Annotated in this window: 18 protein-coding genes; 7 read left to right on the forward strand and 11 right to left on the reverse strand. The window is 61.0% G+C overall.

The window, feature by feature from the left end; translation table 11 throughout:
* The first annotated feature begins 3 nt into the window (after window positions 1-3).
* Window positions 4-681, forward strand: a complete 678-nt coding sequence (locus JIN84_RS11455) for an adenylate kinase family protein (RefSeq protein ID WP_200351180.1) — start codon at window positions 4-6, stop codon at window positions 679-681.
* Window positions 682-921: 240 nt separating this feature from the next.
* The gene (map, locus tag JIN84_RS11460) at window positions 922-1,725 is read left to right on the forward strand and encodes a type I methionyl aminopeptidase (protein WP_325099587.1); all 804 of its coding nucleotides are present in this window, start codon (window positions 922-924) and stop codon (window positions 1,723-1,725) included.
* Window positions 1,726-1,758: 33 nt separating this feature from the next.
* On the opposite strand, the gene JIN84_RS11465 is transcribed toward map, so the two are convergent.
* A complete protein-coding gene (locus JIN84_RS11465) occupies window positions 1,759-3,078 on the reverse strand; it encodes an FAD-binding oxidoreductase (protein WP_325099588.1) in 1,320 nt (439 codons plus the stop codon).
* A gap of 346 nt (window positions 3,079-3,424) precedes the next feature.
* Between JIN84_RS11465 and JIN84_RS11470 the strand changes: the two genes are divergently transcribed.
* The gene (locus JIN84_RS11470; RefSeq protein WP_200351182.1) at window positions 3,425-7,918 is read left to right on the forward strand and encodes a beta strand repeat-containing protein; all 4,494 of its coding nucleotides are present in this window, start codon (window positions 3,425-3,427) and stop codon (window positions 7,916-7,918) included.
* 69 nt (window positions 7,919-7,987) lie between these two features.
* On the opposite strand, the gene glgP is transcribed toward JIN84_RS11470, so the two are convergent.
* Both glgP and JIN84_RS11480 read right to left on the reverse strand, forming a co-directional pair.
* On the reverse strand, window positions 7,988-9,649 hold the full coding sequence (glgP, locus tag JIN84_RS11475; RefSeq protein WP_200351183.1) for an alpha-glucan family phosphorylase: 1,662 nt from the start codon (window positions 9,647-9,649) through the stop codon (window positions 7,988-7,990).
* 182 nt (window positions 9,650-9,831) lie between these two features.
* Window positions 9,832-10,959 (reverse strand): acyltransferase family protein, encoded by a 1,128-nt coding sequence (locus tag JIN84_RS11480; RefSeq protein ID WP_200351184.1) that lies wholly within the window; start codon window positions 10,957-10,959, stop codon window positions 9,832-9,834.
* A 73-nt stretch (window positions 10,960-11,032) separates the two neighbouring features.
* Here JIN84_RS11480 and JIN84_RS11485 point away from each other — a divergent pair, with 73 nt between their 5' ends.
* From JIN84_RS11485 to JIN84_RS11500, 4 genes are all read left to right on the forward strand, one after another.
* Window positions 11,033-12,865 carry an NPCBM/NEW2 domain-containing protein gene (locus JIN84_RS11485; protein WP_200351185.1) on the forward strand — a complete coding sequence of 611 codons (1,833 nt, stop codon included), beginning with the start codon at window positions 11,033-11,035 and terminating at the stop codon, window positions 12,863-12,865.
* 45 nt (window positions 12,866-12,910) lie between these two features.
* Window positions 12,911-13,261: a PQQ-binding-like beta-propeller repeat protein gene (locus JIN84_RS11490; RefSeq protein WP_200351186.1), complete on the forward strand. Its 351-nt coding sequence runs from the start codon at window positions 12,911-12,913 to the stop codon at window positions 13,259-13,261.
* A 31-nt stretch (window positions 13,262-13,292) separates the two neighbouring features.
* Window positions 13,293-13,766, forward strand: coding sequence for a peroxiredoxin (locus JIN84_RS11495; RefSeq protein WP_200351187.1), 474 nt, complete (start codon window positions 13,293-13,295; stop codon window positions 13,764-13,766).
* Between the two features lie 62 nt (window positions 13,767-13,828).
* On the forward strand, window positions 13,829-14,740 hold the full coding sequence (locus JIN84_RS11500) for an endonuclease/exonuclease/phosphatase family protein (RefSeq protein ID WP_234043438.1): 912 nt from the start codon (window positions 13,829-13,831) through the stop codon (window positions 14,738-14,740).
* Here the strand turns inward: JIN84_RS11500 and JIN84_RS11505 are convergent.
* The 8 genes from JIN84_RS11505 to JIN84_RS11540 all read right to left on the reverse strand — a co-directional run bounded on the left by JIN84_RS11505 (window position 14,710) and on the right by JIN84_RS11540 (window position 25,584).
* Window positions 14,710-15,252 (reverse strand): P-loop nucleotide/nucleoside kinase family protein, encoded by a 543-nt coding sequence (locus JIN84_RS11505; protein ID WP_200351188.1) that lies wholly within the window; start codon window positions 15,250-15,252, stop codon window positions 14,710-14,712. The genes JIN84_RS11500 and JIN84_RS11505 overlap by 31 nt on opposite strands.
* On the reverse strand, window positions 15,249-15,749 hold the full coding sequence (locus JIN84_RS11510) for a hypothetical protein (protein ID WP_200351189.1): 501 nt from the start codon (window positions 15,747-15,749) through the stop codon (window positions 15,249-15,251). Before JIN84_RS11510 ends, JIN84_RS11505 begins: the two co-directional genes overlap by 4 nt.
* 22 nt (window positions 15,750-15,771) lie before the next feature.
* Window positions 15,772-18,261, reverse strand: a complete 2,490-nt coding sequence (gene mutS / locus JIN84_RS11515; protein ID WP_234043439.1) for a DNA mismatch repair protein MutS — start codon at window positions 18,259-18,261, stop codon at window positions 15,772-15,774.
* A gap of 105 nt (window positions 18,262-18,366) precedes the next feature.
* A complete protein-coding gene (locus JIN84_RS11520) occupies window positions 18,367-19,932 on the reverse strand; it encodes a glycine--tRNA ligase (RefSeq protein WP_200351190.1) in 1,566 nt (521 codons plus the stop codon).
* Between the two features lie 286 nt (window positions 19,933-20,218).
* Window positions 20,219-20,584: a rhodanese-like domain-containing protein gene (locus JIN84_RS11525; RefSeq protein ID WP_200351191.1), complete on the reverse strand. Its 366-nt coding sequence runs from the start codon at window positions 20,582-20,584 to the stop codon at window positions 20,219-20,221.
* Window positions 20,581-21,207, reverse strand: a complete 627-nt coding sequence (locus JIN84_RS11530; protein ID WP_200351192.1) for a L,D-transpeptidase family protein — start codon at window positions 21,205-21,207, stop codon at window positions 20,581-20,583. The genes JIN84_RS11525 and JIN84_RS11530 overlap by 4 nt, the downstream gene beginning before the upstream one ends.
* A gap of 183 nt (window positions 21,208-21,390) precedes the next feature.
* The gene (locus JIN84_RS11535; RefSeq protein WP_200351193.1) at window positions 21,391-22,086 is read right to left on the reverse strand and encodes a hypothetical protein; all 696 of its coding nucleotides are present in this window, start codon (window positions 22,084-22,086) and stop codon (window positions 21,391-21,393) included.
* Between the two features lie 21 nt (window positions 22,087-22,107).
* Window positions 22,108-25,584, reverse strand: a complete 3,477-nt coding sequence (locus tag JIN84_RS11540; RefSeq protein WP_200351194.1) for a type II secretion system protein — start codon at window positions 25,582-25,584, stop codon at window positions 22,108-22,110.
* Window positions 25,585-25,592 lie beyond the last annotated feature (8 nt).

Raw genomic sequence — 25,592 nt, forward strand, 5'->3', positions numbered from 1 at the left:
TCATTGACCGCGCCAGCCGTCAGACCGCTCCGAGTCGTTCTGCTCGGACCTCCGGCTTCCGGCAAGGGGACGCAGGGCAGACGGCTCGCGCAAGGTCTCGGCCTCGCCTACCTCAGCACCGGTGCCCTCCTTCGGGAACAGATGGAGCAGGGCACCGAACTGGGAAAAAAGGCCGAACCCATCCTTGCCCGTGGCGGGTATCTTCCCGACGAGCTGATGCTGCCGATCCTGGCGGAATGGCTGGACCGCCAGAATGACGGTTGGGTTCTCGACGGATTTCCACGCAGCCTCCCGCAGGCAAAGTTCCTCGACGCCACCCTTGCCGGGCGGGGATCGGAGCTGGACGCGGTGGTTTCTCTTGAAGCTCCCTTTTCGGTACTGCTGTCCCGTATCCGCGACCGGGTCGAATGCGCGGACTGCCGTTGGACAGGTCAGGGGGAGCAGCTCGCAGACACCGGCAAATGTCCCGTATGCGAGGGTGCCGCAGGTCCCCGTGCGGATGACAGCGAGGAGAATTTCCGCAGCCGTCATTCGGAATTCATTTCACTGACCCAACCGGTCATCGATCATTATCGGAAGCTGGGTCATCTCATTCCCTGCGATGCCACTGCTCCGCAGGATGACGTGGCCGCCCGGTTGCTCGATGCCATTCTTCCCAGCCGTTTGGATACGCCTGATTGAGCCGATCCCGGTCCGGGTCCGCCGCGTTGCCACCAGGCACCAGGCGACCCCGGGCAAAAACCTGAAACGCTTCCCAAATGACCGGCATTCTGAAAGGGGTATGGAAGGCTGGTCCGCGGTGGAACTCCCGACCCACAATCCGCATAACTTCGAATTGTCCTTGCGATAGGGCGGTTCATCAGAAAGAAGTGGCTGCAAGCTTGCTTGAAAATTCCGTTTCTCAATTTTTGTCATAATCTCGTGTCCCGCAGAACCCGCATCCCCATCAAAACGCCGCGTGAAATCGATTTCATGCGCAAGGCCGGCTCCATCGCATCCACCATTCTTCAGGCGCTTGCCAAGGAAGTGGCTCCGGGCAGGACCACGGGTGAGATCGACCAGCTCGCGGCCGAACTGATGCGCGAGCACGACTGCAAGAGCGCCTTCCTCGGCTACCGCGGATTTCCCGGCTACACCTGTATCTCCGTGAACGAGGAGGTCGTGCATGGTATCGGAGGCCCGCGGAAAATCATGCCGGGCGACATCGTGAAGATCGATGTGGGCATCACCAAAAGCGGATTCATCGGTGACAATGCCACGACCGTGGCCGCGGGCGACATCCCTCTTGAAACCAAGCGTCTCCTTGCCGTGACGGAGCAATCGCTCTATGAGGCGATCAAACACGCGCGCGCGGGCAGGAAGCTCGCGGACCTCTGCGGTTCTGTCGAGGCGTTCACCAAGCCACACGGATTTACCATCGTCCGCGAGTTCGTCGGACACGGAGTCGGCCGCCGCCTGCATGAGGAACCGCAGGTGCCGAACTACCGCCCGCCGGGAAAATCCCCGACACTGGAAGCCGGAATGACACTCGCCATCGAGCCGATGGTGAACGCCGGCGTTCCTTCGGTGAGAATTCTTGATGACGGCTGGACTGTCATTACGGAGGACAGGAAGCCTTCCGCGCACTTCGAGCACACCGTGCTGGTCACCTCCGGAGATCCGGAAATCCTCACATGGCGGCCGAGGGAGGCGTTGCCGGAAATGTTGGGCCTGCCGCCTTGGTGAGCGCCGGTCGGGGGCTGGGGATCGCGGAGACTTTCAATCCAGGAATTTCCCCGGATTGAGAATGCCATTCGGATCGAACGCGTTTTTGAGCACCTTGTGGGTGGCGAAGGCTGTCTCGCCGAGGGCTTGGCGGATCCATGGTTTCTTCGCGAGGCCGACGCCGTGTTCGCCGGTGATGGCTCCATCGTTGGCGAGTATCCACCTGAAAAGCTGGTCCAGCGCGGCATCCGCATGGACACGGATTTCAGGATCCCCGTAGTCGCGCACCATCAGATTGGTGTGGATGTTTCCATCACCCGCGTGGCCGAAGCAGGCGATCGGGATGCCGGTCTCCTGTTCCAACCGGCGGGCGAAGGTGACGAGCTCGACCAGCTTGGAACGCGGCACGACGATGTCTTCGTTCAGCTTGGTGAGGCCGGTGTCGCGGAGAGAGAACGAAAATTCGCGGCGGAGTTTCCAGATACGTTCGCATGAGGCTTCATCCGGCGCGCGTTCGATGAAGGTCGCGCCGAGTGTGGTGAGAAGCTGATGGAGCTCTTCGATTTCCGACAAGGTGGCGGCGGGACGGCCATCGATTTCGACGATGAGGTGGGCGTCGCCCGGCGGAAATGTTTCCGCACCGAGCTTCTTGCGGGCGGCCGCGAGGGTGAAGGTATCGGTGATTTCGAGTGCGGAGGGGAGGTGTCCGGCGTTGAGGATGGCTTGCACCGCCGCGGCGGCCATTTCGAATTCCGGAAAAATCGCCGCAAGCATCGCACGGCTGGCGGGTTTGGGGATGATGCGGAGCGTCGCTTCCGTGATGATTCCGAGCATGCCTTCCGACCCGGTGAAACTGCCGATGAGGTCGAAGCCGGTTTTGTTTTTATGCAGGCGTCCGCCGGTCCGGAGGATTTCGCCGGAAGCCAGCACGACCTCCAGTCCGAGCACGTAGCTGCGGGTCACGCCGTATTTCAAGCAGCGCGGACCACCGGCGTTCGTGGCGATGTTTCCTCCGATGGAGCAATCCTTGAGCGAAGCGGGGTCGGGGGGATACTCCCAGCCCACGGCATGCGCGGCGGCCTGGAGATCACCCGTGATGACGCCCGGTTGCACGATCGCGACGCCGTCTTCCGGATGCATGCCGAGGATGCGGTTCATGCGCATCGTGGACAGCACGATTCCGCCGCGCACGGGGACCGCTCCTCCCACATAGCCGAATCCCGCGCCACGTGTGGTGACGGGAATCCTGTTCTCGTTCGCATATTTCATGACAGCCGAAACGTCGGCGGTGGATTCCGCGAAAACGACCACATCCGGAACATGGCTGGCGTACCACTTGTCACCCGAGTGGTCGCCAAGGGTCGAGGGGGACACGGATACTTTGTCCCCGTTGATAACGGAAATCAAGCCGGCGAGCCAATCTGGTGGGGTTGGGATCATGGAGAACCCCGGCAGGGTTGGTGGTCGGCAAGCCAGCGTCAACCCAAGATTGGGCGGGGTGGGGAAGGCTGGCTGGCTCAAATCGGGTTTCGTTGAAAATCAGTCGGAAGTGATCGGGACAAACATATGACAACGCGGACGGGCCGAGGAATTTATCAAACTTGGAAGAAAACTTGCTATCGGGTCAGGCGACGGTGCCGCACCGGGCGGTTCGCGCTTCCAGGTCCGCCATCTTTGGAATCCCCCCTGATCACTCACAAATCAGCAAATCAACTACTCCATGAAATTATCTGCCTCAGCGGCCTTCTTCAGGTTCCGTTCCTCTTTGTTCCTGCCTTCCGTGATGGTGCTCTCGTGCGCCGCGATCCATACCTCCCAAGCCGCCGATGCCACCTGGAGCGTGACAGGCCCCGCACCCTGGACCACAGGCTCCAACTGGAGCGGAGGTGCCGCACCCGCCACCACCGACCGGGCTCTCATCCTCAACGGCGGCGAGGCCACGGTCGCGGCCGGAGATACGATCAGCATCAATACCCTCCGCTTCGTCAACGGTACCCTCAGCATGACAGGCGGGTCGCTCAACACGACGACCACCAACGACGCCGATGGCGTGAGGATCGGGGACTATGTCTTGAATCAAACCGTTGGCACCGTAACGCTGGCGATGTCGGGTGCCTCCTCCATCACCGCCGCCGACCGGATCTTCCTTGCGGACGGAGATGGCGCGACTCCTGTCGTTACCACCGTCACGGCAACCCTTTCGGACACCGCATCGATCACCGCCACCAACGATTATGTCATCCTTGGTCGCAATCATGGTACAGCGAACGTGACGCTCACCCAGAACGCGGTCATTGAGAAGAAAGGCACTGCAAATACCTTCCTCATCGGCGATGGAGCCCTGGGCACCGGGACGGTCACTCTCAAGGATTCCTCCGCCCTCAAGTCCGCCAACCAATTCTTGATAGGCAATGGAAGCGGATCCATCGGTTCGGTCACTCTCCAGAATTCCTCGACGCTCGCTTCGACCGGCGGCAATATCGTCTTAGGAAACGCAAGCGCGGCCACCGGCAGCATTACTCTCCAAGGAACCTCGGCGGTTACCTTCACGGGGGAGATCTACGTCGGCAATTCGTCCGGAGGCACCGGCACCCTCACCATTTCCGACAATGCCACCGTTACCAAAACCGGCACCAGCGGTTTTGTGACCGCCGCACGGAACAATGGCACCGGCACCATCACGGTGGAGGGCAACGGGAAATTGATCAGCCAGAACGCCATCCGCCTTGCGGAAGGTGCTACGGCCAATGCCACCTTGAATGCCAAGGGAAATTCCGTTGTCCAGGTGACTAACGGCTTGCAGATCGGCTACCAAGGCACCGGGAAAACCGTGGTTTCCGACAGCGCCCAGATCACTGTGGGCGGCGGGGTGAATATCGGCTTCGGTGCCACGACAGGGACAGGAACGTTGCAAATGAGCAGCGGGACTGTCACGGTGGGTGGCGCGTTGACCGTCGGTACCGACGGTGCCAAGGGTTCGCTGCTGATGACCGGAGGCATCCTGAATGCCACCGCCACCGGCCCCACACCTCCATCCTACGTCATCGGTGGCGGCATCGGCTCCGTGGCCACGGTAACGCTTTCCGGCAGCAGTGTGATCAATGCCGGCGGGATCAAATGGAAAAGCGGCGATTTGGGAGGAACCGACGCCACCAGAATCGGCACCACCGCCGTCACTCTCAACGGCAGTTCCGCGCTGACACTCAATCAGTTCACCCTCGGACATCTCGGTGGTGACACGTCGAGCACGAATGTGACCGTCAATGACACCGCCACTCTGACGGTGAACGACTTCATCACCATCGGTCGGGATGACGCGGGCACCAACGGCACCATGACCGTTCACCTCAACCTCAATGGAGGCACCCTCGCCACCAAAAGGATCCTGGCCGGAGGAGGCACGACCACCGCGACCAACAATAATATCATCGCCAACGGGGGCACCATCAAGGCGCTCGCCGACCAATTGGATTTCTTCCAAGCCACTCAACACAACAATTCTCGCCCGAATGTGAGTCTCGCCTCCGGTGGATTGAGCTTCAATACCAACGGCTTTACCGTCGGCGTCAAAAACGAACTCGGCGGGACCGGCGGCCTGACCAAAACAGGTGCGGGAAAGCTGAGCCTCTCCGGTCCCCAAACCTTCACCGGCACCACGACAGTGAGCCAAGGCACGCTGGATCTAGATACCTCGAGCTCGCTCATCGGACCGTGTGTCGTTTCCGCAGGTGGTGTCCTCTCCATCAGTGGCAGCTCCACCAATTCGGCGGTCGTGCCGGATCTCGCATTTTCCGATGGTTCGTCGCTCTCGATCTCCAATCTGGGTTCGGGATCGGCGATCAATGTCGGCACCAGCCTCACCACAAGCGGCAACGTGACGGTGAATGTCTCCGGCGCGCTCGAAGCGGGTGTTGATTATCCGCTGATCTCCCATCCCGGAGTCGTCGGAGGGTCCGGTGCCGGCGCGTTCAAGATCGGCTCGCTAGGTCGCGGGGTGGTTGCCAATATCTCGAACAGCAATGGTTTGCTGTCACTCCACGTCTCCACCGTGGATCCATTGGTGTGGAAAGGCAATGTCAGCTCGGCATGGGATATCAACACCACCTCGAACTGGACGCTGAGCGGAGCGGTTTCCAAGTATCTGCAAAGCGACAACCTGCTGTTCAACGATGACGCCACCAACACCGCGGTCCTGCTCAACACGACCGTGAATCCTTACAACGTCACGTTCAACAGCTCGAAAGCCTACACGCTCGGCGGCACGGGAGTCATCACCGGCACCACCGGACTCACCAAGAGCGGGACCGGCATGCTCACCCTCGCCACGGCCAATACCTATACCGGCACCACCGTGGTCAATGGCGGCACGCTGAAATTCGGTGACGGCACCTCCAACGGATCCATCACCGGACCGCTGACAGTCACTGACAGCAACGTCATTTTCAACACCACGGGAAGCTCCGACATTTCCGGATCGATCGAAGGATACGGCGTTGAGACCAGCCTCACCAAGACCGGGAGCGGCACCCAGACCCTGACATGGACCGGCAACACCTACTATGGTCCGTTCAACATCAACGAAGGCACCGTGAAATTCGGCAATGGCACTGTCAATGGAGCGGTGGGAACGAGCACCACCTACAACATCGCCAGTGGTGGCGCACTCGCCCTGGACTTCGCGAGCGCCGTTAATTTCTCCGCCACAACCAGCTCACCATGGGCCGCGGTCACCGGCGCGGGACTCGTCAGTCTGAACTCCGCGCAGGCCATCAGTGGCTCGGCCAACTGGGGAGAGATGTCATTCGGACCGTCGTTCACCGGAACGCTGCAGGTTCTGAAAGGACGCATCGAGACCCGCTCCCCCGCCGGTCTCGGTGGGATGTCCGCCCTGAAGCTCGCGAACGGTTCGCAGATCCTGCTGTTCGCGAGCACGGAACCCTACACCACTCCGGTCCAGATCGCCGGACTCGGCTGGGGTGAAGGCGGCTTCAACCAAGGAGCCATACGCTCGGCATCCGTCGCCCCTTGGGCGGGGAACATCGAGCTCACCGCCGATTCGGGCATCATGGCCCAATATGCGGCGAACCTCACCATCACCGGCTCGATCAGCGGGCCGTATGTCTGCCAGTTCTACTGCATGACGAACGGAAACAATCCGGGCACCCTGACGGTCGCTCCTTCCGCAGCGGTTCAAAACTCCTACGGCACCACCCGCATCAACGGCGACACGCCGCCAGCCGTCGTTGAAGGGAACAACGGCCTTGCGGGCATCGTGATCGCCGGGAACCAATATGCGTTCAGCACCGGGCCGCTTGAAGTGAACAACGCGTCCCTGCGTCTGAATGGTTACAACTTCTCCTTCGCCAGCCTCACCGGCACCAGCGGATCGATCGGAAACTACAGCACCACCACTCCTTCCGTCCTCACCGTCGGCGGGGCGGCAGCCACCTCTTATGCCGGCAAGATCGTCGATGGCGGCACGGCGGCTCTCGCCCTGGTGAAAAACGGAACAGGCACCCTCACCCTCACCGGTGCGAACACCTACTCCGGAAGCACCACGATTCACGCGGGAACGCTTTCGGTGAGCACTGCGTTTTTGAGCGACACCGCGGCGGTCAGCATCGACAGCGGCGCGGTGCTCAACCTCAACACCACCGGAACCCTGGATATCGTCGGAACACTGTTCCTCGGCGGCGTGCAGGTTCAAGCCGGGACTTACGGACCGGCCCATCCCACCTATGGCGCTTATTTCTCCGGCACCGGCAGCCTCGTGGTGGCCAACGGGCCTTCACCTGCCGGATATGGATCGTGGGCCACGAACGCGGGACTCACCGCTGGCAACAACGGGCTGGCCGCGGATCCGGACAACGACGGCGTCACCAACCTGCTGGAATTCTATCTGAACGGCAATCCGCTCGCTTCGGATAGCGCGATCCTTCCCACCAGGGCGCTTGATGCCACCTACCTGACCCTGAGCTTCCGTCGCCGCGATGACGCCGAGTCGGACGTCACCTCGCAGGTCGTCGAGTTCGGAACGAGCCTGACAAGCTGGATGACCCGCGCGATCGGTGCCACCTCGTCGGGTGCGGATGCCAATGGCGTGATCGTCACCGTCACGGAAAACGGTTCCTCACCGGACGACATCGTCGTGCAGATCCCCCGGTCGCTGGCACCGGGTGGAGCCATGTTCGCCCGCTTGAAGGTAGCGAAATAAAACCTCAACCAAGGTAGTCGGCTCCGCCGTTCCGGTCACCATGGCCGGAGCGGCGGAAGTCTGATCACCTCAAGCGTAGATGTTCTTGTAATACTCGTCCGCCATGCGGTCGGCGTCGAAGAAGGGAACGACATCGTTCATCGAATTCAGCACGACCTTGTTCCACTCGTCGGGGTTGCCATAGTAGAGCGGGAGGACTTTCTCGTTCATGATCTTGTAGAATCCGAGCATGTCCTGGCGGTCCCGGTCTTCGGGGCTGAGAGAGCGGTCCGCAGGTGGGATGATGAACGAGTTTTCGCCGTGTTTGGCGAATTCACACACCCAGCCATCATAGGTGGAGAGATTCAGCGAGCCGTTCATCGCCGCGGTCATGCCCGAGGTGCCGGAGGCTTCGCGGGTGACGACGGGATTGTTCAGCCAGATATCCGAACCGTTTTTCAGGTAACGTGAGAGCTCCAGTTCGTAGCCGACGAGCACGGTGGCGTTCGGGTGGTCCTTCGTGAGCCGGATGAGGTGGTTGAAGGTATCGATGGCGGAGTAGTCGAAGGGATACGGCTTGCCCGCCCAGATGACCTGGATGGGGTATTCGTTGTTGTGAAGCAGCTCGCGGAAGAGCTTCATGTCGCGGGTGATGAGATCGGGACGCTTGTAGCCCGCGAACCGGCGCGCCCACACCAGGGTGAGCACATCCGGTTTGAAGAGCTTGCCCGTCTGGTCGGCCACGACGCGGAAGAGACGTTCCTTCAGCTCGCGTTTGCGGTGCCTGAGTTCCTCCGTGTCGCCACGGGTGCGGGCGTGCTCGAGTCCGTGGTCCGCCCAATACTTCTTGTTCTGGGCGTTCGTGACATGGGTGATCGGACAGATGTCCGGATGGTTTTCCCACATGTGGCGGGAAACCTCGCCGTGGAGCTTCGAGACGCCGTTCGCGATGCGGGCGAGGCGGAGGGCGGCGAGCGAGTGGTTGAACTCGTCTCCGTGGATGCCCGTGATTCTCCGGACTTCCTCTTCCGGAGTGTTGCCGAAGAACGAGAAATCGCGCAGCAGGTTGAAGCCGTGTTTTTCATTTCCAGCCTCCTCCGGCGTGTGGGTCGTGAAGACGAATCGTTTTTTCACCTCGGCGGCGCTGCGGTGCTTCGAGTAAACGTGGAAGGCTGCGGAGAGGCCGTGCGCTTCATTGAGATGCCAGACTTCCGGATCGATGCCCAGTTCGTCGAGCAGGCGCGCGCCACCGGCACCGAGGATGATGTATTGGGCGATGCGCCGGAGATGGTCGTGGTCGTAGAGGCGGTGGGTGATGGCGCGGGACAGGCCGTCGTTCTCCTCCACGTCCGTGCTGAGGAAAAACATCGGCACCGTGTTGAAAATGTCGCCGGGCAGGAACATGGCCTTCACCCAGACCGGGTGGCCGTGGACGGGCACGGTGAAGCGGATGCCGGTGTCCTGGAGGAAGGCGTATTCCTTTTTCCTGAACTGCACGGCGAGCTCACGGTCCTCCCCCCGGGCCTGGTTGTAGTAACCATAGGTCCAGAGGATGCCGATGCCGCAGAGGTTCTGGCGGAGATCGGCCGCGGCGCGCATGTGCGAGCCCGCGAGGAATCCCAGTCCGCCGGAGTAGATCTTGAAGCTCTGGTCGATGGCGAATTCGCAGGAGAAATAGACGGCGCTCTTCGCGTATTCGGGGGCGATTTCGTAGTGGTGCGCGAATGGCTTGGGAAGAAATGAGGTGGCCATGAGGGTGGTTGGGTCGGGTGGGACGTATCTTGAAAATATCGATGCCGCAGGGTGCTCCCGGGGAGATCATCCGCCATGGCATGGCGGGCGGGGGTGCCGCGGACTCATAGGTTCAGGATAGTATCCATTTGGGTGAGAAGGCAAATTGGAAGAGCCGTGGGAAATTGTCGAGCCCCGGGCGTTCATGGGTTCCGGCGGCCCGTCGGGCGGTTACCGTTGATTTTTTCCCTCACGCCCTGCAGCGGCTGCTCGATCCACCGCCACGAGGCGAGGGTCAGCGCCCAAGTCACTGATGCGTAGGCGCAGATCCGCAGGATGTCGCCGGGCGTGTTCTGGAAAGGGGCGTCCCACAGGAACCAGAAGATTTTTCCGGAGACCAACGGCGCGAGATTATGAAACAAATAAATACCGTAGGAAACCTGTCCGATCCGCAGCAACCTCGGAGTTTCGAGGAGTTTTCCCAAATAGCCCGGCAAGCCCACCGACCCCGCCGCGATCAGTCCACACAGCGCGATGGACAGGAACGTCTGCTGCAGCGGCCTCAGTCCGAAGGTGGGTCCACCCATCCCGTGCGAACCATAAACCGCCAGATATCCGGCAAGTCCCGCTGCCGCAAGCAAGCGCAGTCCCCGGCTCTCCAATGGCATCCCGCGATGAACGGCGAAGGCCAGCAGCCCCCCGATTCCGAAATAATCGAACGACGACCATGTCACCACCCCCGGCCATGCGAACCACTGATGGAAGAAGTCGTATGCCAGCCGGGTCCCCGGTCCTATTGCCGCGAACGCCACGATGCCGGGCACGAGCCATTTCCTCGGCAGGAACCAGATGACAAACGGCCAGATCAGATAAAACTGCTGCTGCATCGCCAACGACCAGAAATGATTCGTCCCGGCCGGCCACGCCCCGAGGAACGCCATGTGGATGTTTGAGAGATGGAATACGTACCATGGCAGCGCCGCGTGCACATCCGGAGCCCACACCAGCCACGCCAGGGCGAGTGCCGCATAATATGGCGCGAGGATCCGCAACCCCCGGCGGACCTGATAGGTTTTCAGCGCTTCCCATTTCCACGCTCCGCCCCGTGCCTCGCTGCGGTCGCGTTCGCGCAGCAGCGAACCGGTGATGAGGTAGCCGGTGAGAACCAGGAAGAAAAACAGGAACACCTCGAACGGAAACAACCGCGGCCAGCCGGCCGGGCACCAGTGGTCCCAGCAGATCGCCATCATCGCGATCGCCCTCAGCCCGTCCAGTTGCACCGCGCGTCCGTTCACCGAGGGGTTGAAATCATGATCCGGCGGTTCGTGCACGCGTTATTTGCCGCCTCGCGCGCTTTGATTTGCAACCTTGCGCTCCATCAGGCCGTCGGGCTAATTCTCTTCAATGATCCGGGCGAAATCGATATGGGCGGCGTGGATGTGCTGGGTGGGACTTCTGTCCGCTGCCATCGGTGCGTCACAAGGTGACGACGTGGCCGGGAGTGCCATGCTGCGGGATGCGATGAAACATATCTCCGCCTATCATGTGGGGCAGCCGAAATCCGACAAGGTCCTGCGGGTCGTCTATTTCACCCCCGGCGACCGGGATCCGCTCGCCGACCATGCCGGCCGTCTCGACCGCATCCTGGATGACGTCGCCGGTTTCTATCGCGAGGGCTTCAAGCGTTTCGGCCAGGACACCGGGGGGCTGCCATTGGAGAGAAAGGACGGCAAGCTCGTGATCCACCAGGTGAAGGGCAAGCTTCCGGCCAGCTCATACACCTACGAGTCCGGAAGCATCACCAAGGCCGAGGTCCGGGCGGCGCTGAAAGGTATCGTGGATATGGACCGCGAGCATGTGCTCATCCTCTACGCGCTTTGCCACCAGGAGTCCGACGGCCGGTATGTTTTCAATTCACCGTATTACGGTGACGGAGCGTCCTCGAACAGCAGCGGCCTCTGTCACGCGGCGGACTGCGAGTTGCTTGATCCCCGGCTGCTCGGGGAGACGGAAAAGCAGATGGTTTACACCGAGCACTATTACCCGCGCGTCGAGCAGACGATCGGCAAGTTCAATGGCTGGTACATCGGCGGCATCGCCCATGAACTCGGACACGGCCTCGGACTTCCCCATGACAATGGCAGCAAGGAGGAGCGCGGGTTCGGCAGTTCGCTGATGGGAGGTGGGAATCTGCACTACCGTGGCGAATTGTGGGGGGATCGCGCTCCCGCTTTCCTTTCGCGCGCCACCGCGCTGCAGCTCGCTTCGCATCCCCTGATGACCCGGTCCGACAAGGGCCGTGATACCGAGGCGCACGGATATTTCGAAAAACTCGAATTCTCCGGGAACGCCGGAGAGCTTCACATCAAGGGCAAGACTGCCGGTGCCGTGCCAGCTTATGGTGCGATCGCCTATATCTGGCCGATGAGTGCCAAGACCGACCATCGGGCCGTCACCTGTCCCGTAGTGCTGGAAGAAGGCGGATTCGAGATGGATATCGCGGGACTCCGCCCGGATTCATATTGGCTGAAGCTGAACTCCCTGCATGTGAATGGCGCGGTTTCCAATGAGTATTTCGTATTGAAGGTCGACAAATCAAACCAGATCAACCTCGCGGAAATGAATGGCGAGTGGCTGGTGGATCGCGCCGATCTCGCCATCCACCGGCAGGATCCGCGTGCCCGCGAGTTTGTCAGCGACGAAGTCATTTCCGCCGCGCCCACCGCTGAATCCGCGGGGAAATTGCGGGTGTTGCGCGGATTGCTGGATCCTGCGGTTCCGGCGGATCTTTCGTCAGCCAAGGAAGATCACGCTTGGTTGTCCGATGCTGCATGGACCAAGGCGGAAGTCGGCTGGGGCATGCCGACTCGGAATGCTTTCTGGTCCGACGGCAGATTCCGGATGGGCACGTTTCTCACGCTGAAACAGAAACCCTATGAAAAGGGACTCTATGCCCATGCGCCCTCGCATTACGGATTCGCAGTGGACCAGAAATGGAAAACCTTCACCGCCACCGTCGGTCTCCGGGACGGCGCCCAGGCGGTTGGTTCCGCGGTGTTTGTCGTTCGTGGAGACGGGAAGGAATTATACCGTTCGGAGCTCCTGCGTGCCGGAGAGAACGCGGATGTGTCGGTGGATGTCTCCGGTGTGAAAAATCTCGAACTCCTCACCGAAGGTGGGAATGGAAACACCAGCAACGCGTGGTCGATATGGGTCGACCCGAAAGTCACCCGTTGAATCGGAACTTGTCGGCCCGGCGCCGGCCGGGCATCATCCGTGGTGATGAAACTTCCGGATGTCATCTTCATAGGCTTCAACCGCCGCGTCGCGGCACTGCACCGTCTGACGGGCCAGATCATCTGGGAGTGGAAGGCGCCCAAAGGCTCATGCTACGTCAGCCTGCTACTGGAAAGAGACCTGCTCGTCGTCTCGGTGGATGGCTACATCTATGGAATCGATCCGCTCACCGGCGGGCAGCTCTGGAGCAATCCGATGACCGGCTACGGCACGGGTGTCACCTCGCTGGTCTCGGTCAATGGAATCAGCTCGGGTCAGCTCAATCTGGCCGTGTCTGAAATCACCGCGCGGCAGGCTGCGTCATCTTCCGGAAGTGACGCGGGAAGTGGTCATTGAACTCTTTCTGGAAAAGAGTCTGAATCCCCGGATGACTTCACAACCCCGAACCGGCGACCCCGCTCCGAATTTCACCGCGCAGGTCATCGGCGGCGGATATGCCACGCCCGCCACCGTCAGTCTCGCGGATTTCAAGGGAAAAACGATCATCCTTTATTTTTACCCGAAGGACGACACTCCCGGCTGCACCACGCAAGCCTGCTCCTTGCGCGACGGGTGGGGCGAAATTTCCGGCAAGGCCAGGGTCTTGGGAGTCAGCATCGATCCCATCAGGAAGCATGCGAAATTCATCAGCAAATACGAGCTGCCGTTCCCCCTTCTCAGCGATGAGGAGCACCGCATCGCGGATTCCTACGGCGTCTGGGTGGAGAAAACCCTGTATGGAAGGACCTACATGGGGACGGAACGCACGACGTTCGTCATCGGCCCGGACAGCCGGATCAAGGCGGTCCTGCCCAAGGTGAAGCCGGACGAACACCTTGGGAAACTTCTTTCACTGCTGTAGCAGAATGCGACTTTTAAAATTGCCCGCTTTACATGGCGCACGGCATGCGGACGCTTCCGGGCATGCGCATTTTCCTCAGGACCACGGTCGTCGCCGCACTCGCGATGCTGCCTTTCCACGCCGCCCACGCCCTCGTCGCGGGCAGCTACAACATCCGCTACGACAACAAGGGTGATGTCGAAAAAGGGAATTCCTGGACGCAGCGCGCGCCCATCGTCGCCGGGCTGATCCGTTTCCACGAGTTCGACCTGCTCGGCACCCAGGAAGTCCTCCACCACCAGCTCAACGACCTGCAGGCCCTGCTGCCCGACTACGACCATGTCGGCTGCGGCAGGAACGACGGCAAGGAAGCGGGAGAATACGCCGCGATCTTTTTCCGCAAGGACAAGTTCAAGCTGATCAACTCCGGTTCCTTCTGGCTGTCCGAAACCCCGGAAAAACCCAGCAAGGGCTGGGACGCGGAACAGACCCGCATCTGCACCTGGGCGAGACTGCGGAAGACGGAGGGCGGCGGTGAGATCTTCCTTTTCAACACCCACTTCGACCACCGGGGCACCCAGGCCCGCCTGGAAAGCGCGAAACTCATCCTCTCGAAAATCAAGACGATCGCCCGTGACCAACCCGTCATCCTGACCGGTGATTTCAACGTGGACCAGACCAGCGAGAGCTACAAGCTGCTGCACGACTCCGGCATCGTTTCCGATTCGTTCGAAACCGCCACCGACCGTTATGCCCTCAACGGCACGGCGAATGGCTTCAACCCCAGTTCGAAAACCGAGAGCCGCATCGACCACGTCTTCTACACCCGCCCGCTCAAGCCGGTGCGCTACGGCATCCTAACGGATACCTACCGCACCCCGGTTCCTGATTCCGCGGAAACCCAGAACGGAAATTTCCCCGGCGAGGTGAAATTCCGCAACTTCCAAACCCGCCTGCCCTCGGATCATTTCCCGGTGCTGGTGGAGTTCGAGTGATTGGGGGATGTGTCGATCCAGCGGTGGGGGAAGACCGGTGCCGACTCACGGCAGGTGGCCACGTAGTTTTCCCAATCGGCGAGTTTCGGGAGATCCCGTGTCGCGCCGCGTGCCTTGATCCGTTCCTTGCGCACATCCGGATGACACCAGACATAGTGGAATTCAGGCAACGCCCCTAGCCGTGATTCCAACCGGCCCGGCCAATCCGCCTCGCCGCCCTCGCGGGTGAACGGCCCGGCGATGACGACGGGAAGCCGGCTGGCGTGGGATTTCGCCAGATCGAAAAGTGTTTCATAAACCACCTCGCGGAAGGCGGTCTTGTAGGCGGGCGAGTCCCGGTCATCCGGATCCAGGCCAGCCAGGTTCAGACCGGCGCGGATGAGGCGTTCCGTGACCTCGTCGCTATCCAGCAGGATCGCGCCGACGTGCGCGGCGAGCTCCCGGGCATAGGTGGTTTTTCCGGCGGCGGGCGGGCCGAGGACGAGGTGGATTTGAGGGGATTCGGAAGTCATGGTAGCCGGCGCTTCTGGTTTTGGTTGTTCCACGGAGTTTCCACGATATGAGGGCTTACCTGATTCATTATTTTCAAACCCCATGCGGAGTCACTCCAGACGAGACTGTCTTTTCTGATATGGAAGCGCTTGTGATGGCCGTCGATCACCCAAGTAATCGCCCGGCAGATGGCGGCGGATTTGTTCTCCCGGGTGGGAGAGCGACCTCCATGGGTATGGACATCTGTGTCGTAAAGGCATTCATCCGGCCAGGATTCGGGCAGACTTCCAGTCCCCAGGATCAAGATATTGATTTCATCATCCGATAAATCCAAATGGACTGTTCGATGGTAATTGCGCCGTCCCCATTTGCCATCGCTCCGGGTGCTCCATTCAAGTCGGAGAATGCTTCGGGATGAATAAAGAGGATGGGGGGTATCCAGCAGAAGCAGTTCCCAGCGTGGAAAAGCGGAAGTTTCCACGTCACGATCGCAAATGGCAACTTGCATGAACAACATGGATTGGGAGGAAACAGCTGTCCTAGAAATCCGCGAACAGATCCATCTGCGGAGGATTCGGCTTCGGAAGTGAAGGCTGGTCCGTGTTCTTCGCCTTGGGTCCCTGTTTTTTAGCCTCGGGTTTGACCGAGTGGAGTTCGAGGTGGGAGAGGATGGACTTGGCGCGCTCGACCACGGGTTTCGGCAGGCCGGCGAGCCGGGCGACCTGGATGCCGTAGGACTTGTCCGCGGCACCGGGGAGGATCTTGTGGAGGAAGATGATCTCCTCGTTCCACTCCCTGACGGCCACGTTGTAGTTGGCGACGGCCGCCTTGGTGTTGGAAAGGTCCGTCAGCTCATGGTAATGGGTGGCGAAGAGCGTGCGGCAGCCGATCTGGTCGTGCAGGTGTTCGGCCACGGCCCAGGCGATGGAGAGTCCGTCGAAGGTCGCGGTGCCGCGGCCGATCTCGTCGAGGATGACGAGGGACTTGTCCGTGGCGTGGTTGAGGATCAGCGCGGTCTCGCTCATCTCGACCATGAAGGTGGACTGGCCGCGCGAGAGATCGTCCGACGCGCCGACGCGGCAGAAAATGCGGTCTACGAGACCTATCGTAGCGGCCTCCGCCGGAACGAACGCGCCGATCTGCGCCATCACGGCGATGAGCGCGATCTGGCGGATGTAGGTGGATTTACCGGCCATGTTGGGGCCTGTAAGGATCTGCAGCCGCGCGGTCTCCGGATCCAGTTCGGTATCGTTCGGGACGAACTTCACGTCCGTGAGGGTTTGTTCGAGCACCGGGTGGCGGCCGTTGGTGACGAAGAACCCTTTTTCCTGGTTGAGGACGGGGCGGCAGTGGCGGTGGTATTGGGCGACTTCCGCGAGAGCGCAGAGCACGTCGATCTCCGCGACGGCGGCGGCGGTTTCCTGGAGGGTGGGAAGATGGGTGATCACCTGGGTGCGGAGCTGGGCGAACAGTTCCGCCTCCAACTGCTTCGAGCGTTCTTCGGCACCGAGCACCTTGTTTTCCATTTCCTTGAGCGCGGGGGTGATGTAGCGCTCGGCGTTCGACATGGTCTGCTTGCGCGTGTAGTCGTCCGGGACCTTCGCAAGGTGGGTGGTGGTGATCTCGATGAAATAACCGAAGACGTTGTTGAACTTGATCTTCAGCGAGTCGATGCCCGTGCGCTTGCGCTCGTCCTCCTGCAGGCGGGCGATCCAGTCCTTGCCGCCGCGCGAGGCGTTGCGGAGTTCGTCAAGTTCGGGGGACCAGCCGTCCCGGATGACGCCGCCGTCTCGGAGGTGGGCGGGTGGCTCGTCGGTGAGGGCCTGCGCGAGCATTTCCGTCAGTTCGTGGAAGGTGTGCAGGCGCGAGCAGAGATGCGGTTGGAGCGATGACGCCGCCGGCAGGGAGGAAAGGTCTTCCTTCAGCGCGGGGATGTGGGAAATGGAAACTCCGAGGGATTGGAGGTCGCGGGCGTTCCCCGAACCTTGCGAAAGCCGCGAGGTGGTGCGCTCGATGTCGCGGATGCCTTTGAGCGCTTCGCGGCATTTCGACAACAGGTAGGGCTCCGCCAGAAAAGAGGCGATGAGGTCCTGGCGGGCTGTGAGTGCGGTGAGATCGCGCAGCGGGTGAAGAATCCAATCCCGCAGCAGGCGGGCGCCCATCGGCGTGGCGGTGCGGTCCAGCACGCCGAGCAGGGTGTGGGCCTTGCCCGAGCGGGAATCGACCAGATCGAGGTTCCGCTGAGAGGAGGCGTCGATGAGGACATGGTCCGCGCTCTCCCTGACACGCGGTGGATGGAGGTGGCCGCAGGGGCGCCGGAGCTGGTGGATGAGGTAGTGGAGGATCGCCCCGCCCGCGCCACTGGCGGCATGGAGCGCTGCACAGCCGAAGCCATCGAGCGAATGGACGTTGAATTGCTCCTTGAGGAGCTGGCTGGCGTGCTCCGGAAGGAACGTGTAGCCCTCGTAAACGAGACAGTTGACGAGTTTTCCGAACTCCGCGGTCTGGTGGTCGGGGATGAGGAGCTCGGACGGGGAAATGCGCGCGAGCTCGTCCTCAAGCTGGCCGATGTCCGCGAATTCGGCGATGGTGAACTCACCGGTGGTGTGGTCGACACAGGCCAGGCCGGCGGATTTCCCATGGCGGCAGACGGCGGCGAGGTAGTTCGGGCGCTGGTCGTCCAGCAGGGCGATGTCGTCGATGGAGCCGGGCGTGAGAATGCGGGCGATCTCGCGGGAGACCAGTTTTCCGGCGACGGCCTCCGACGTCTGCTCCGCGATGGCGACGCGTTTTCCCGCTTTCAAGAGCCGGGCGATGTAGCCCTGGGCCGCATGGTAAGGCACCCCGCACATCGGGGTGCCGCCGCGTTTCGTCAGCGCGACGTTCATGATCGGCGAGGCGGCCTTCGCGTCCTCGAAGAACATTTCGTAGAAGTCGCCGAGGCGGTAGAACAGGATCATGTCCGCAGGCAGGGATTTCCGCATGGACTGGTATTGGGCCATCATGGGAGTCAGCGCGGGTTCGGACATGGGCGGAGACTGGAGGGTTTTGATTCGGGATTCTAGATAGAAAAACGGGAGCGCGAACTTTCGTCCGGCTCCCGTGGGAATTTTTAAAACAGTTGGATGTGGTTCTCAGCGCACGCGCTCAAGCAGCCAGGCAAGCAGCCCGCTGATCGGGAGGCGCTCCTGTTCCATCGAGTCGCGGTGGCGGATGGTGACGGTGTCCTTCAGATCGGCGTTCTCCTCGCCGAGGGTTTCGAAATCCACAGTGATGCAGAACGGAGTGCCAACTTCGTCCTGGCGGCGGTAACGGCGGCCGACGGCGCCACCGTCGTCGTAGGAAACGGTCATCCACTTCTGAAGGGACTTCTGGATTTCCTTGGCGATGCGGACCTGTTCCTCGTTCTTCTTGAGCAGCGGGAAAATTCCCACCTTCACCGGAGCCAGCGCCGGTTTGAAGCGCAGGACGGTGCGGACGTCTTCCTTGTCCTTGTCATCGGTGAGCGTCTCTTCGTCGAAGGCCTCGCAAATGAGCGCGAGCACGGTGCGGTCGCAACCGGCGGAGGGCTCCACCACGTGTGGCAGGAATTTCTCCTTCGTCTCCTCGTCGAAATAAAGCAGCGGCTTGCCCGCCGCCTTCTGATGGACGCCGAGGTCGTAGTCGGTGCGATAGGCCACTCCTTCGAGTTCCTGCACGCCGAACGGGAATTCGTATTCGATGTCGTAGGTCTTCTTCGAGTAGAAGGCGCGTTCGCCGTCAGGAATGTCGTTGATGTGCAGTTTGGCGCGCGGGATGCCGATTTCCTCGTAGAAGGAAAGGCGTGTCTCGAGCCACTCGTCGGTCAGGCGCATGCCGTCGTCGGGGTGGCAGAAATATTCGATCTCCATTTGCTCGAACTCACGGGACCGGAAGGTGAAGTTGCGCGGATTGATCTCGTTGCGGAACGACTTGCCGACCTGTGCGATACCGAACGGGAGCTTCACGCGGTTGGAATCGAGCACGTTCTTGTACTGCACGAAGATCGACTGCGCGGTTTCCGGGCGGAGATAGGCGATCTGTTCGCCGGTCGCACCAAAGTTTGTTTGCAGCATCAGGTTGAACTGGCGCGGCTCGGTGAGCAGCGATCCGTTGTCCGGATTGAAGCGGGTCGTGCCGGTGACCTCCTCGCGGCGGTCTTCGACGAGTTCGATTTCCTTCGGCGAGACCTGCTTGTTCGCGAGAAATTCCGAGTAGTATTTCCGCGCGGTTTTATGTGCCTCGCCGACTTCCTTGCCGGGAGCGATGAGGACGGCGAATTCACGCTGGATGCTCCACTCGCTGGCAGGGTGGCCGGCTCCGGTGAACCAGACGACGGTTCCGTCCTGTTCCGGGATCTGGTCCGCGCGCAGGCGCGCCTTGGAAAGAAGGCAGTCGCTCATCGGGTCGGAAAATCCACCGACGTGGCCGGATGCGACGAGCACCTGCTCCATCGTCAGGATCGAGCCGTCCATGCCGAGCACGTCGTCGCGTTCCTGCACGGTCTTGCGCCACCAGTAGTCCTTGAGGTTCCGTTTCAGTTCGGCACCGAGCGGACCGTAGTCCCAAACCCCGTTGAGGCCGCCGTAGAGTTCCCCGGCTTGGAAAACAAAGCCGCGGCGTTTGCACAGCGACACGATTTTTTCCATGCGGGCGGGATCGGTGACATCTTTGTTGGCCATAGGTTGGTTCAGGTTGGGGCGCGAAGCGAAGCAGGCGGGACGGCGGGCGGCAAGACGGGATTGCATTTCCCCCGCGGATCGCTGGTTTTCCGGAGGTTCACGCGATCGCGTAATATCTTTATGGCCGGAAATGGGATATCCCTTTTCCTGTCGCAGCGAGCGCCCCACCCCCTCGCACGGCTCGCTGAGACAAAAAAGTCCCCCTGACTTCGAAGCCCCCTATTCGATTCAAAAGGCCGCCGGAAATCGAGCCCCCCGCTCTCGTTTTCGGCGGCTTCTTTCTTTTTTAGTATCGCGCCACCGTGGGATCCACCCGCTCCGACCACGCCTCGATGCCGCCATGCATCGAAAAAGCATTTTCCACACCGATGGCCCGCAGGAACTGCGCCGCGCGCAACGAGCGCACGCCGTGGTGGCAATACACGACCACTCCGCGTGCGTTTCCGGCTGACAATTTTTCGCGCGAAATGGAAAACAGCCCCAGGGGGAGCCATTCATTTCCAGTAATTTGGCAAATCGCCAGTTCGTCCTCCTCACGGCAGTCGATGAGCCGCGGGCGTTCTCCAGGTGCCAGTCCGATCCATTCCGCCACGGCCTCTGGAGAAATCTCGATCGTGGCGCGGTGGTCGGGAAGTTGGGTGCCTCCGCTCATTCCACGACGACGGGGGTACCGAGTTGCACGTTCTGGAAAAACTTCGTGGACATGTGATGGGGCATGCGGATGCAGCCGTGTGAAGCCGCGTAGCCCGGGAGGAAGCCCGTGTGCATGCCGATGCCGCCATTGAAGCGCATGAAGTTCGGCATGGGGGCGTTGTAGAAGATCTCGCTGGGTTTCGGCTTGTCCTTGCGGATGTCCACGTTGTCGTTGGTGGTCATGCCGGTCGCACGATCCTTGAAAACACCATAAGCGGAGGAAACGTGGTCCTCATCTTTTTCGGTGATCTTGTAGCGGCCGGGAGGAGTGCCATGATCCTCGTTTCCACTGGAGATCCGGGAAACACCCACCAGCACGCCGCCTTTGTAGAAAAACGCCTTCTGCTGGGCGCGGTTGATCTTGATCAGCGGGCTCCCTTGCGCCGAATCCCCGTCCCAATACGAGACATCGTCCGGAATTGCCGGCGGTGAGTGATGCGGGCCGCCCGAAACCTCGTGATGGATCGATCCTCCGAGGCCGGTGAGGTAGGTCGACTCCTCTCCGCCGCCGATGCTACAGGAGTTCAGAAAGAGGGGCGCAACGGCAAGAAGCGGAAGGTATTTAAGAAAGTTGAAATTCATTTTGCGGCGTAGAGTGCACCAAAAATGGCAATCGGTCAATCCAACGGGTGAATATGCCGGCTCTCTGGAATCGCGGGGGCTTTGTCCGGGACCGATGTGGCTCGTTGAAAACCCGGCGGAGAGAGGATTTCCGTCGGACGGAAGGGATGGAATTTCCCACCTCCCCGGCGCTTTTCCGCCGCATCAACGTTTCGCCGCCTTCTGTGCGGCGAGGGCGCGGCGGTCTTCGCTGATCACCTTGAGGGCGATGGAAGAAAGGCGGGCGTCCGTTCCCGGAACGATGATGGCGAGTGAGCGGACCTCGCTCCGGGCGGACCAGACGCTGCTGAAAAACAACGAGCGGACATCCGCCGGCTTGCGGAGCTCTTCCGGAGCGGCGATGAGAAGGCTCACCGTTTCATCAATGGTGGGTTGGAAATCGACGGGTTTCCACGCCGGCGGGACGACCTTGGCCTCTTTTCCGATGGCGATCCCCAGCTCCTTGTTGGTGGAATTCACAAATCGGACATTCCCCCATTTCAGAGAGGACTCGTCGTCTTCGATGACCAAGGGAGCGAGACCCGAAGGTGAGTCCGGTTTGGGAAGCAGAATGACCAGCGGCTTCACAATGCCCGGTGTGATCTTTACCGGAAGAATGACAGGCTTGCCCTCCGCGTCCTTCTTGTCCAGCGCCAGGATCTGGCAGGTGCCGTCCTCGACCGTGACCTTGTAGTCGGTGGTGCGGGAGAGCGGGTGGAGGCCTGCGATATCGACACTCCCCGCCGCCAGCTTGCGCGTGGCCACGGCCTCGTCCCAGGCAAGGAAGCGGAGGTCGAGGGTGGCGGCGGAAAGCGAAGCCAGGGGCAGGATCAGCAGGATGAGGAATGGTCGGAAAAACACGGATGGAATGGGTGGGATGGTTCAGGACGAGGTTTCGGTCCCCTCGTTGGAGGATAGCATGCGGAATGCCACCACCTCGAACCGGCGCCCGAATGTCCGGTTTACTTCGGAAGTGAGGTTGGCCGGTTTGACGTTCGGCTTGTCGGCGGTGTCGACATACTCCGGCAACCGTTGGACCACCGCTTCACAGGTGGCCTTGGCGATCACCGCACCGGCACCATTCCTCACCTCGCCGTAGCCACGGATCCGGAAGGTGTCCGAGCGCACGGTGATGATGGAGGCGATGGGGCCGAGCAGATCCGCCTGGGTGAGCCAGCCGGGAATGCCGATGCCGGTGTTCAGATCGGGCAGGTTGTCACTGGCGAAGAACTTGCTTTTGTCAAAGGTTCCCATCTTGACCGACCGGTTCAGGCCGCTGCGGTCGATGGCGGCCTGCAGGGCGCCTTTCAGTCCCAGTTCACCGTTTTCGACGCGACGGTTGACGAATTCCGACAGGGATTGGAACGGGCCGCGGGCCCTCACCTCCACCACGATTTCCTTGGCAAGGGACGCGATCTGGTCGTCGGTGAGTTCGCGGAAACCATTCCAGTTGTCGTTGGCGACCCCGGTGGGCGTGCTGTGACGGGGCAGGGCGGAACCATTGCCGGTTTGATGGGCTTTCAGGTCCCCGTTGACGGCCAGGGCGTCGAAACTCTCGCCCCGCAGGCTGGCGAGGATGGCGCGCCACGCACCTTCGTTGGTGGAGTTCACGTTGAAGGAGCCCTCCACCATGAGATGCTCCGCCGCACGCAGCGCGCCGCTGTCGGCCGTCAACTTGTCGGTGACCTCCTGGCTTGAAAGTCCGCCGGAATGGAATGCCATGTGGGAATTGCGCAGGGGATTGGCCGAGGGTTGTTCCGCCCAGTCCGCCACCGTTTTCGCGATGCTCTGGGTTTCCTCCACGGTGTCATCATTGTTATAAACCCCGGAAGCCGCCGAGGCCGAGATGTTGCGCTGTTTGACGCGCGGGGCGATGGACGAGAGGAAATATCCGTCCCAGAGCGCCTCGTTCAGCAGCCACGAATAGTCGTAGAATCCCAATCCGCTCGGTCCGATGGCTTCGCCCGCGGGAGTGGCCGCCTTCGATGTCACCCTGCCGACCGTGTTGCGGTTCACATAGGGAGAAGCCCAGGAATTGGCGAATTGGCTGGACGTGGAAAACGCGTTGTCCGCCAGATCCGCGTTCTGGAACGATGCGAGCGAGAGCGGGGCCTGGCGCGGCATGTCATACAGGATGACATTGTTTTTTCCGCCTTGGTAACTGTTGGTTTCACCGTAGTAGGCCTTCCCTTCGTTGAACTCCAGACCGAGCCCGGCGATGTCGGTGCCGGGCCTCATGCTGGAGTTGTAGTGCGGACCCGCGTTGAAGAAGGAGGGACCCTTCGCGCCGGAGAACGCCGAGTTGATGTAGCGTTGCCGCGTGTTCACCGTGTGGACGATGTCGGATTCCGCGATGCTGCCGCTCGCCCTGGCGGTGCGGTGGTACGTTTCCAGCATTCCCACCAACTGCGGCGTCACACTGCCCGTCGTGTGGGTGTAGGGAGTGCTGAGAAAGCTCGTTCCGCTGCTTCCCTTGTAAAGCTGCACCTCGTTGATAACCGTGCCTTTCGCCGTGGGATTTCCGCTTGTGATCCGGGTCGAGTCTTCAAGCGTGGTGAAGTAGTGATAGGAATCGGGTTGGAAGTAAAACTGGCAGGACAGGGTGTCGCCGGCGACCATCTTTTTCGTGGTGCCGGTGTTCGGACGCAGGGTCTTGCTTGTGTCGATCGCGAAACCCCCGGTGAGCTTCAGGTCGCTGGCGCTCATCGCCGGTTTCATTCTCAGCGTCTTGAGCAGGTCGCTGCCTTCACGATTGAAAGGGGTGGGGGTGACCGTCGAAGGAACGAAAGTCCGGATCTCTCCCGGTTCCAGGCGGACGGGCCTGGTCGGGCTGGCGGTGCCGTCACCGGTGATGGCACAGTAAAAGTATGGATCTTTTTGTCTGCCCGCGTATGGATCGCCCGGAACTTTTCCATTCCCGATGAGCTGCGAAAGGTAGATGCCCTTTGACTCGCCGTTCGTTCTCAAATCCAGATAGATCGGAATGTCCATCCAAGGGTATGCGACGTAGCCGGAACTTTCGATGGCCACATTGTAGGGATTCCACAGGGTGATGACCGGGGTGATGACCAGCGTGGGGGTTCCGGCGGAATCGGCCCAGAGACTGAGCAGATAGAGCATGCGGTCCAGCACCGGAGAAACGGAGGTCTCGCTGCCGCGGGGGGCTGGATAAATCGGAGCCAGATCCTGAACTTTCCATGCCTTGTTCACCTGTGGCCGGAAGAAGGCCGTCGCCGTCCCGCCGGAGGTGTACAGATGCCGGTAGGAGGAATACGCGGAACGGAGCATGTCGAAGGTTGCCGCCGAACCCAGGGGATAGCGGACCGCAGCGGCCGAAGGCAGGTAATCCAGTTTGATGGAAACCGGCTGCCCGCCCGTTTGCGGCACCTGGCCATGGATGGGCACTTCAGCCGAACCGCTGCGGAAAGGATTCGGGAGGCCGTCCCAGGAGGACTGGGCGAATTTCGAGTCCGACAGTTCGAAGGCCAGGTTGAGGTCGGTTTTCAGACCTCCGTTTGCCACGTCCGCCAGCACCCCGCGGGAAAAGACGGTGAAGTCCGTCGAAAGGGTCGGAACTTTTTCCGCCGCGATCTGGTAGTCGGGATCGAGATTCGCCTGATTGAGCGAAATCATCTTGGCGGAGCGGGCATCCCAGCCTGTGGTCGGCTGGTTGGCGATTTTCAGGGTGGCGAGGTTCGGGTGCTTCGGAGCTTGGACCACGTCGTTTTTTTCCAAATAGCGATCGCCCGGTTGGCTGATGTGGGCCTTGTCCCCCTCTTGGATGACGGCCCACGCGATGGAGGATTCACCGGTTTTTCCGGTTCTGGCGATGGGGATCTTCTGGGCCTCCAGGTCGAAGCCGTCCTTCTTGTTCCCGAAGAGCGCAACGAGGTCTCCGCCTGGCGCGGATCTGGCGTAATCGACTTCCCCGGTCTCCTCGTCGGATGCCGAGGAGACCAGCCATTTTTTGAAACGGTTGGTTTTCCATTCGGAATACTTGGGAAAAATCGACGGGGAGGTTGTGAACGGGGTTTTGAAAAGGGTCGTGGTGGCGGACTCCCACACGCCCACCATCTGCGGACGGGCGACGGGCTGGGTGTCCGTGCCCAGGATGGAGGCGTTCGCGGTCACGCGGCGGTCGTCACCGAGGTTTTTCTGCAGATCGCCCAGAGCGATCATGACCGCGAGCCTGGCGTTCGCCTCGGCGGCCCGCTGCGCCTGTCCGTTCGAGGACGAGCGTAGCGAGATGGTGCTGAGGGAAAGCAATCCGACCGCCACAACCGCCAACAGGACCATCATCAGAAGGCAGGCGATGAGGGCGAACCCCCGTTTTGTCAGTTTATGTTTCGGTCGGATCATGATAAGTG

The sequence above is a fragment of the Luteolibacter yonseiensis genome, from assembly GCF_016595465.1.
GTDB classification, from domain to species: Bacteria; Verrucomicrobiota; Verrucomicrobiia; order Verrucomicrobiales; family Akkermansiaceae; genus Luteolibacter; species Luteolibacter yonseiensis.

Excerpts from the sequence above, each read along its gene's own strand:
- JIN84_RS11470 (WP_200351182.1), top strand. The coding sequence starts at position 3,425 with ATGAAATTATCTGCCTCAGCGGCCTTCTTCAGGTTCCGTTCCTCTTTG.
- glgP (WP_200351183.1), bottom strand. The coding sequence starts at position 9,649 with ATGGCCACCTCATTTCTTCCCAAGCCATTCGCGCACCACTACGAAATC.
- JIN84_RS11485 (WP_200351185.1), top strand. The coding sequence starts at position 11,033 with ATGATCCGGGCGAAATCGATATGGGCGGCGTGGATGTGCTGGGTGGGA.
- JIN84_RS11490 (WP_200351186.1), top strand. The coding sequence starts at position 12,911 with ATGAAACTTCCGGATGTCATCTTCATAGGCTTCAACCGCCGCGTCGCG.
- JIN84_RS11495 (WP_200351187.1), top strand. The coding sequence starts at position 13,293 with ATGACTTCACAACCCCGAACCGGCGACCCCGCTCCGAATTTCACCGCG.
- JIN84_RS11500 (WP_234043438.1), top strand. The coding sequence starts at position 13,829 with ATGCGCATTTTCCTCAGGACCACGGTCGTCGCCGCACTCGCGATGCTG.
- JIN84_RS11505 (WP_200351188.1), bottom strand. The coding sequence starts at position 15,252 with ATGACTTCCGAATCCCCTCAAATCCACCTCGTCCTCGGCCCGCCCGCC.
- JIN84_RS11510 (WP_200351189.1), bottom strand. The coding sequence starts at position 15,749 with ATGTTGTTCATGCAAGTTGCCATTTGCGATCGTGACGTGGAAACTTCC.
- mutS (WP_234043439.1), bottom strand. The coding sequence starts at position 18,261 with ATGTCCGAACCCGCGCTGACTCCCATGATGGCCCAATACCAGTCCATG.
- JIN84_RS11520 (WP_200351190.1), bottom strand. The coding sequence starts at position 19,932 with ATGGCCAACAAAGATGTCACCGATCCCGCCCGCATGGAAAAAATCGTG.
- JIN84_RS11525 (WP_200351191.1), bottom strand. The coding sequence starts at position 20,584 with ATGAGCGGAGGCACCCAACTTCCCGACCACCGCGCCACGATCGAGATT.
- JIN84_RS11530 (WP_200351192.1), bottom strand. The coding sequence starts at position 21,207 with ATGAATTTCAACTTTCTTAAATACCTTCCGCTTCTTGCCGTTGCGCCC.
- JIN84_RS11540 (WP_200351194.1), bottom strand. The coding sequence starts at position 25,584 with ATGATCCGACCGAAACATAAACTGACAAAACGGGGGTTCGCCCTCATC.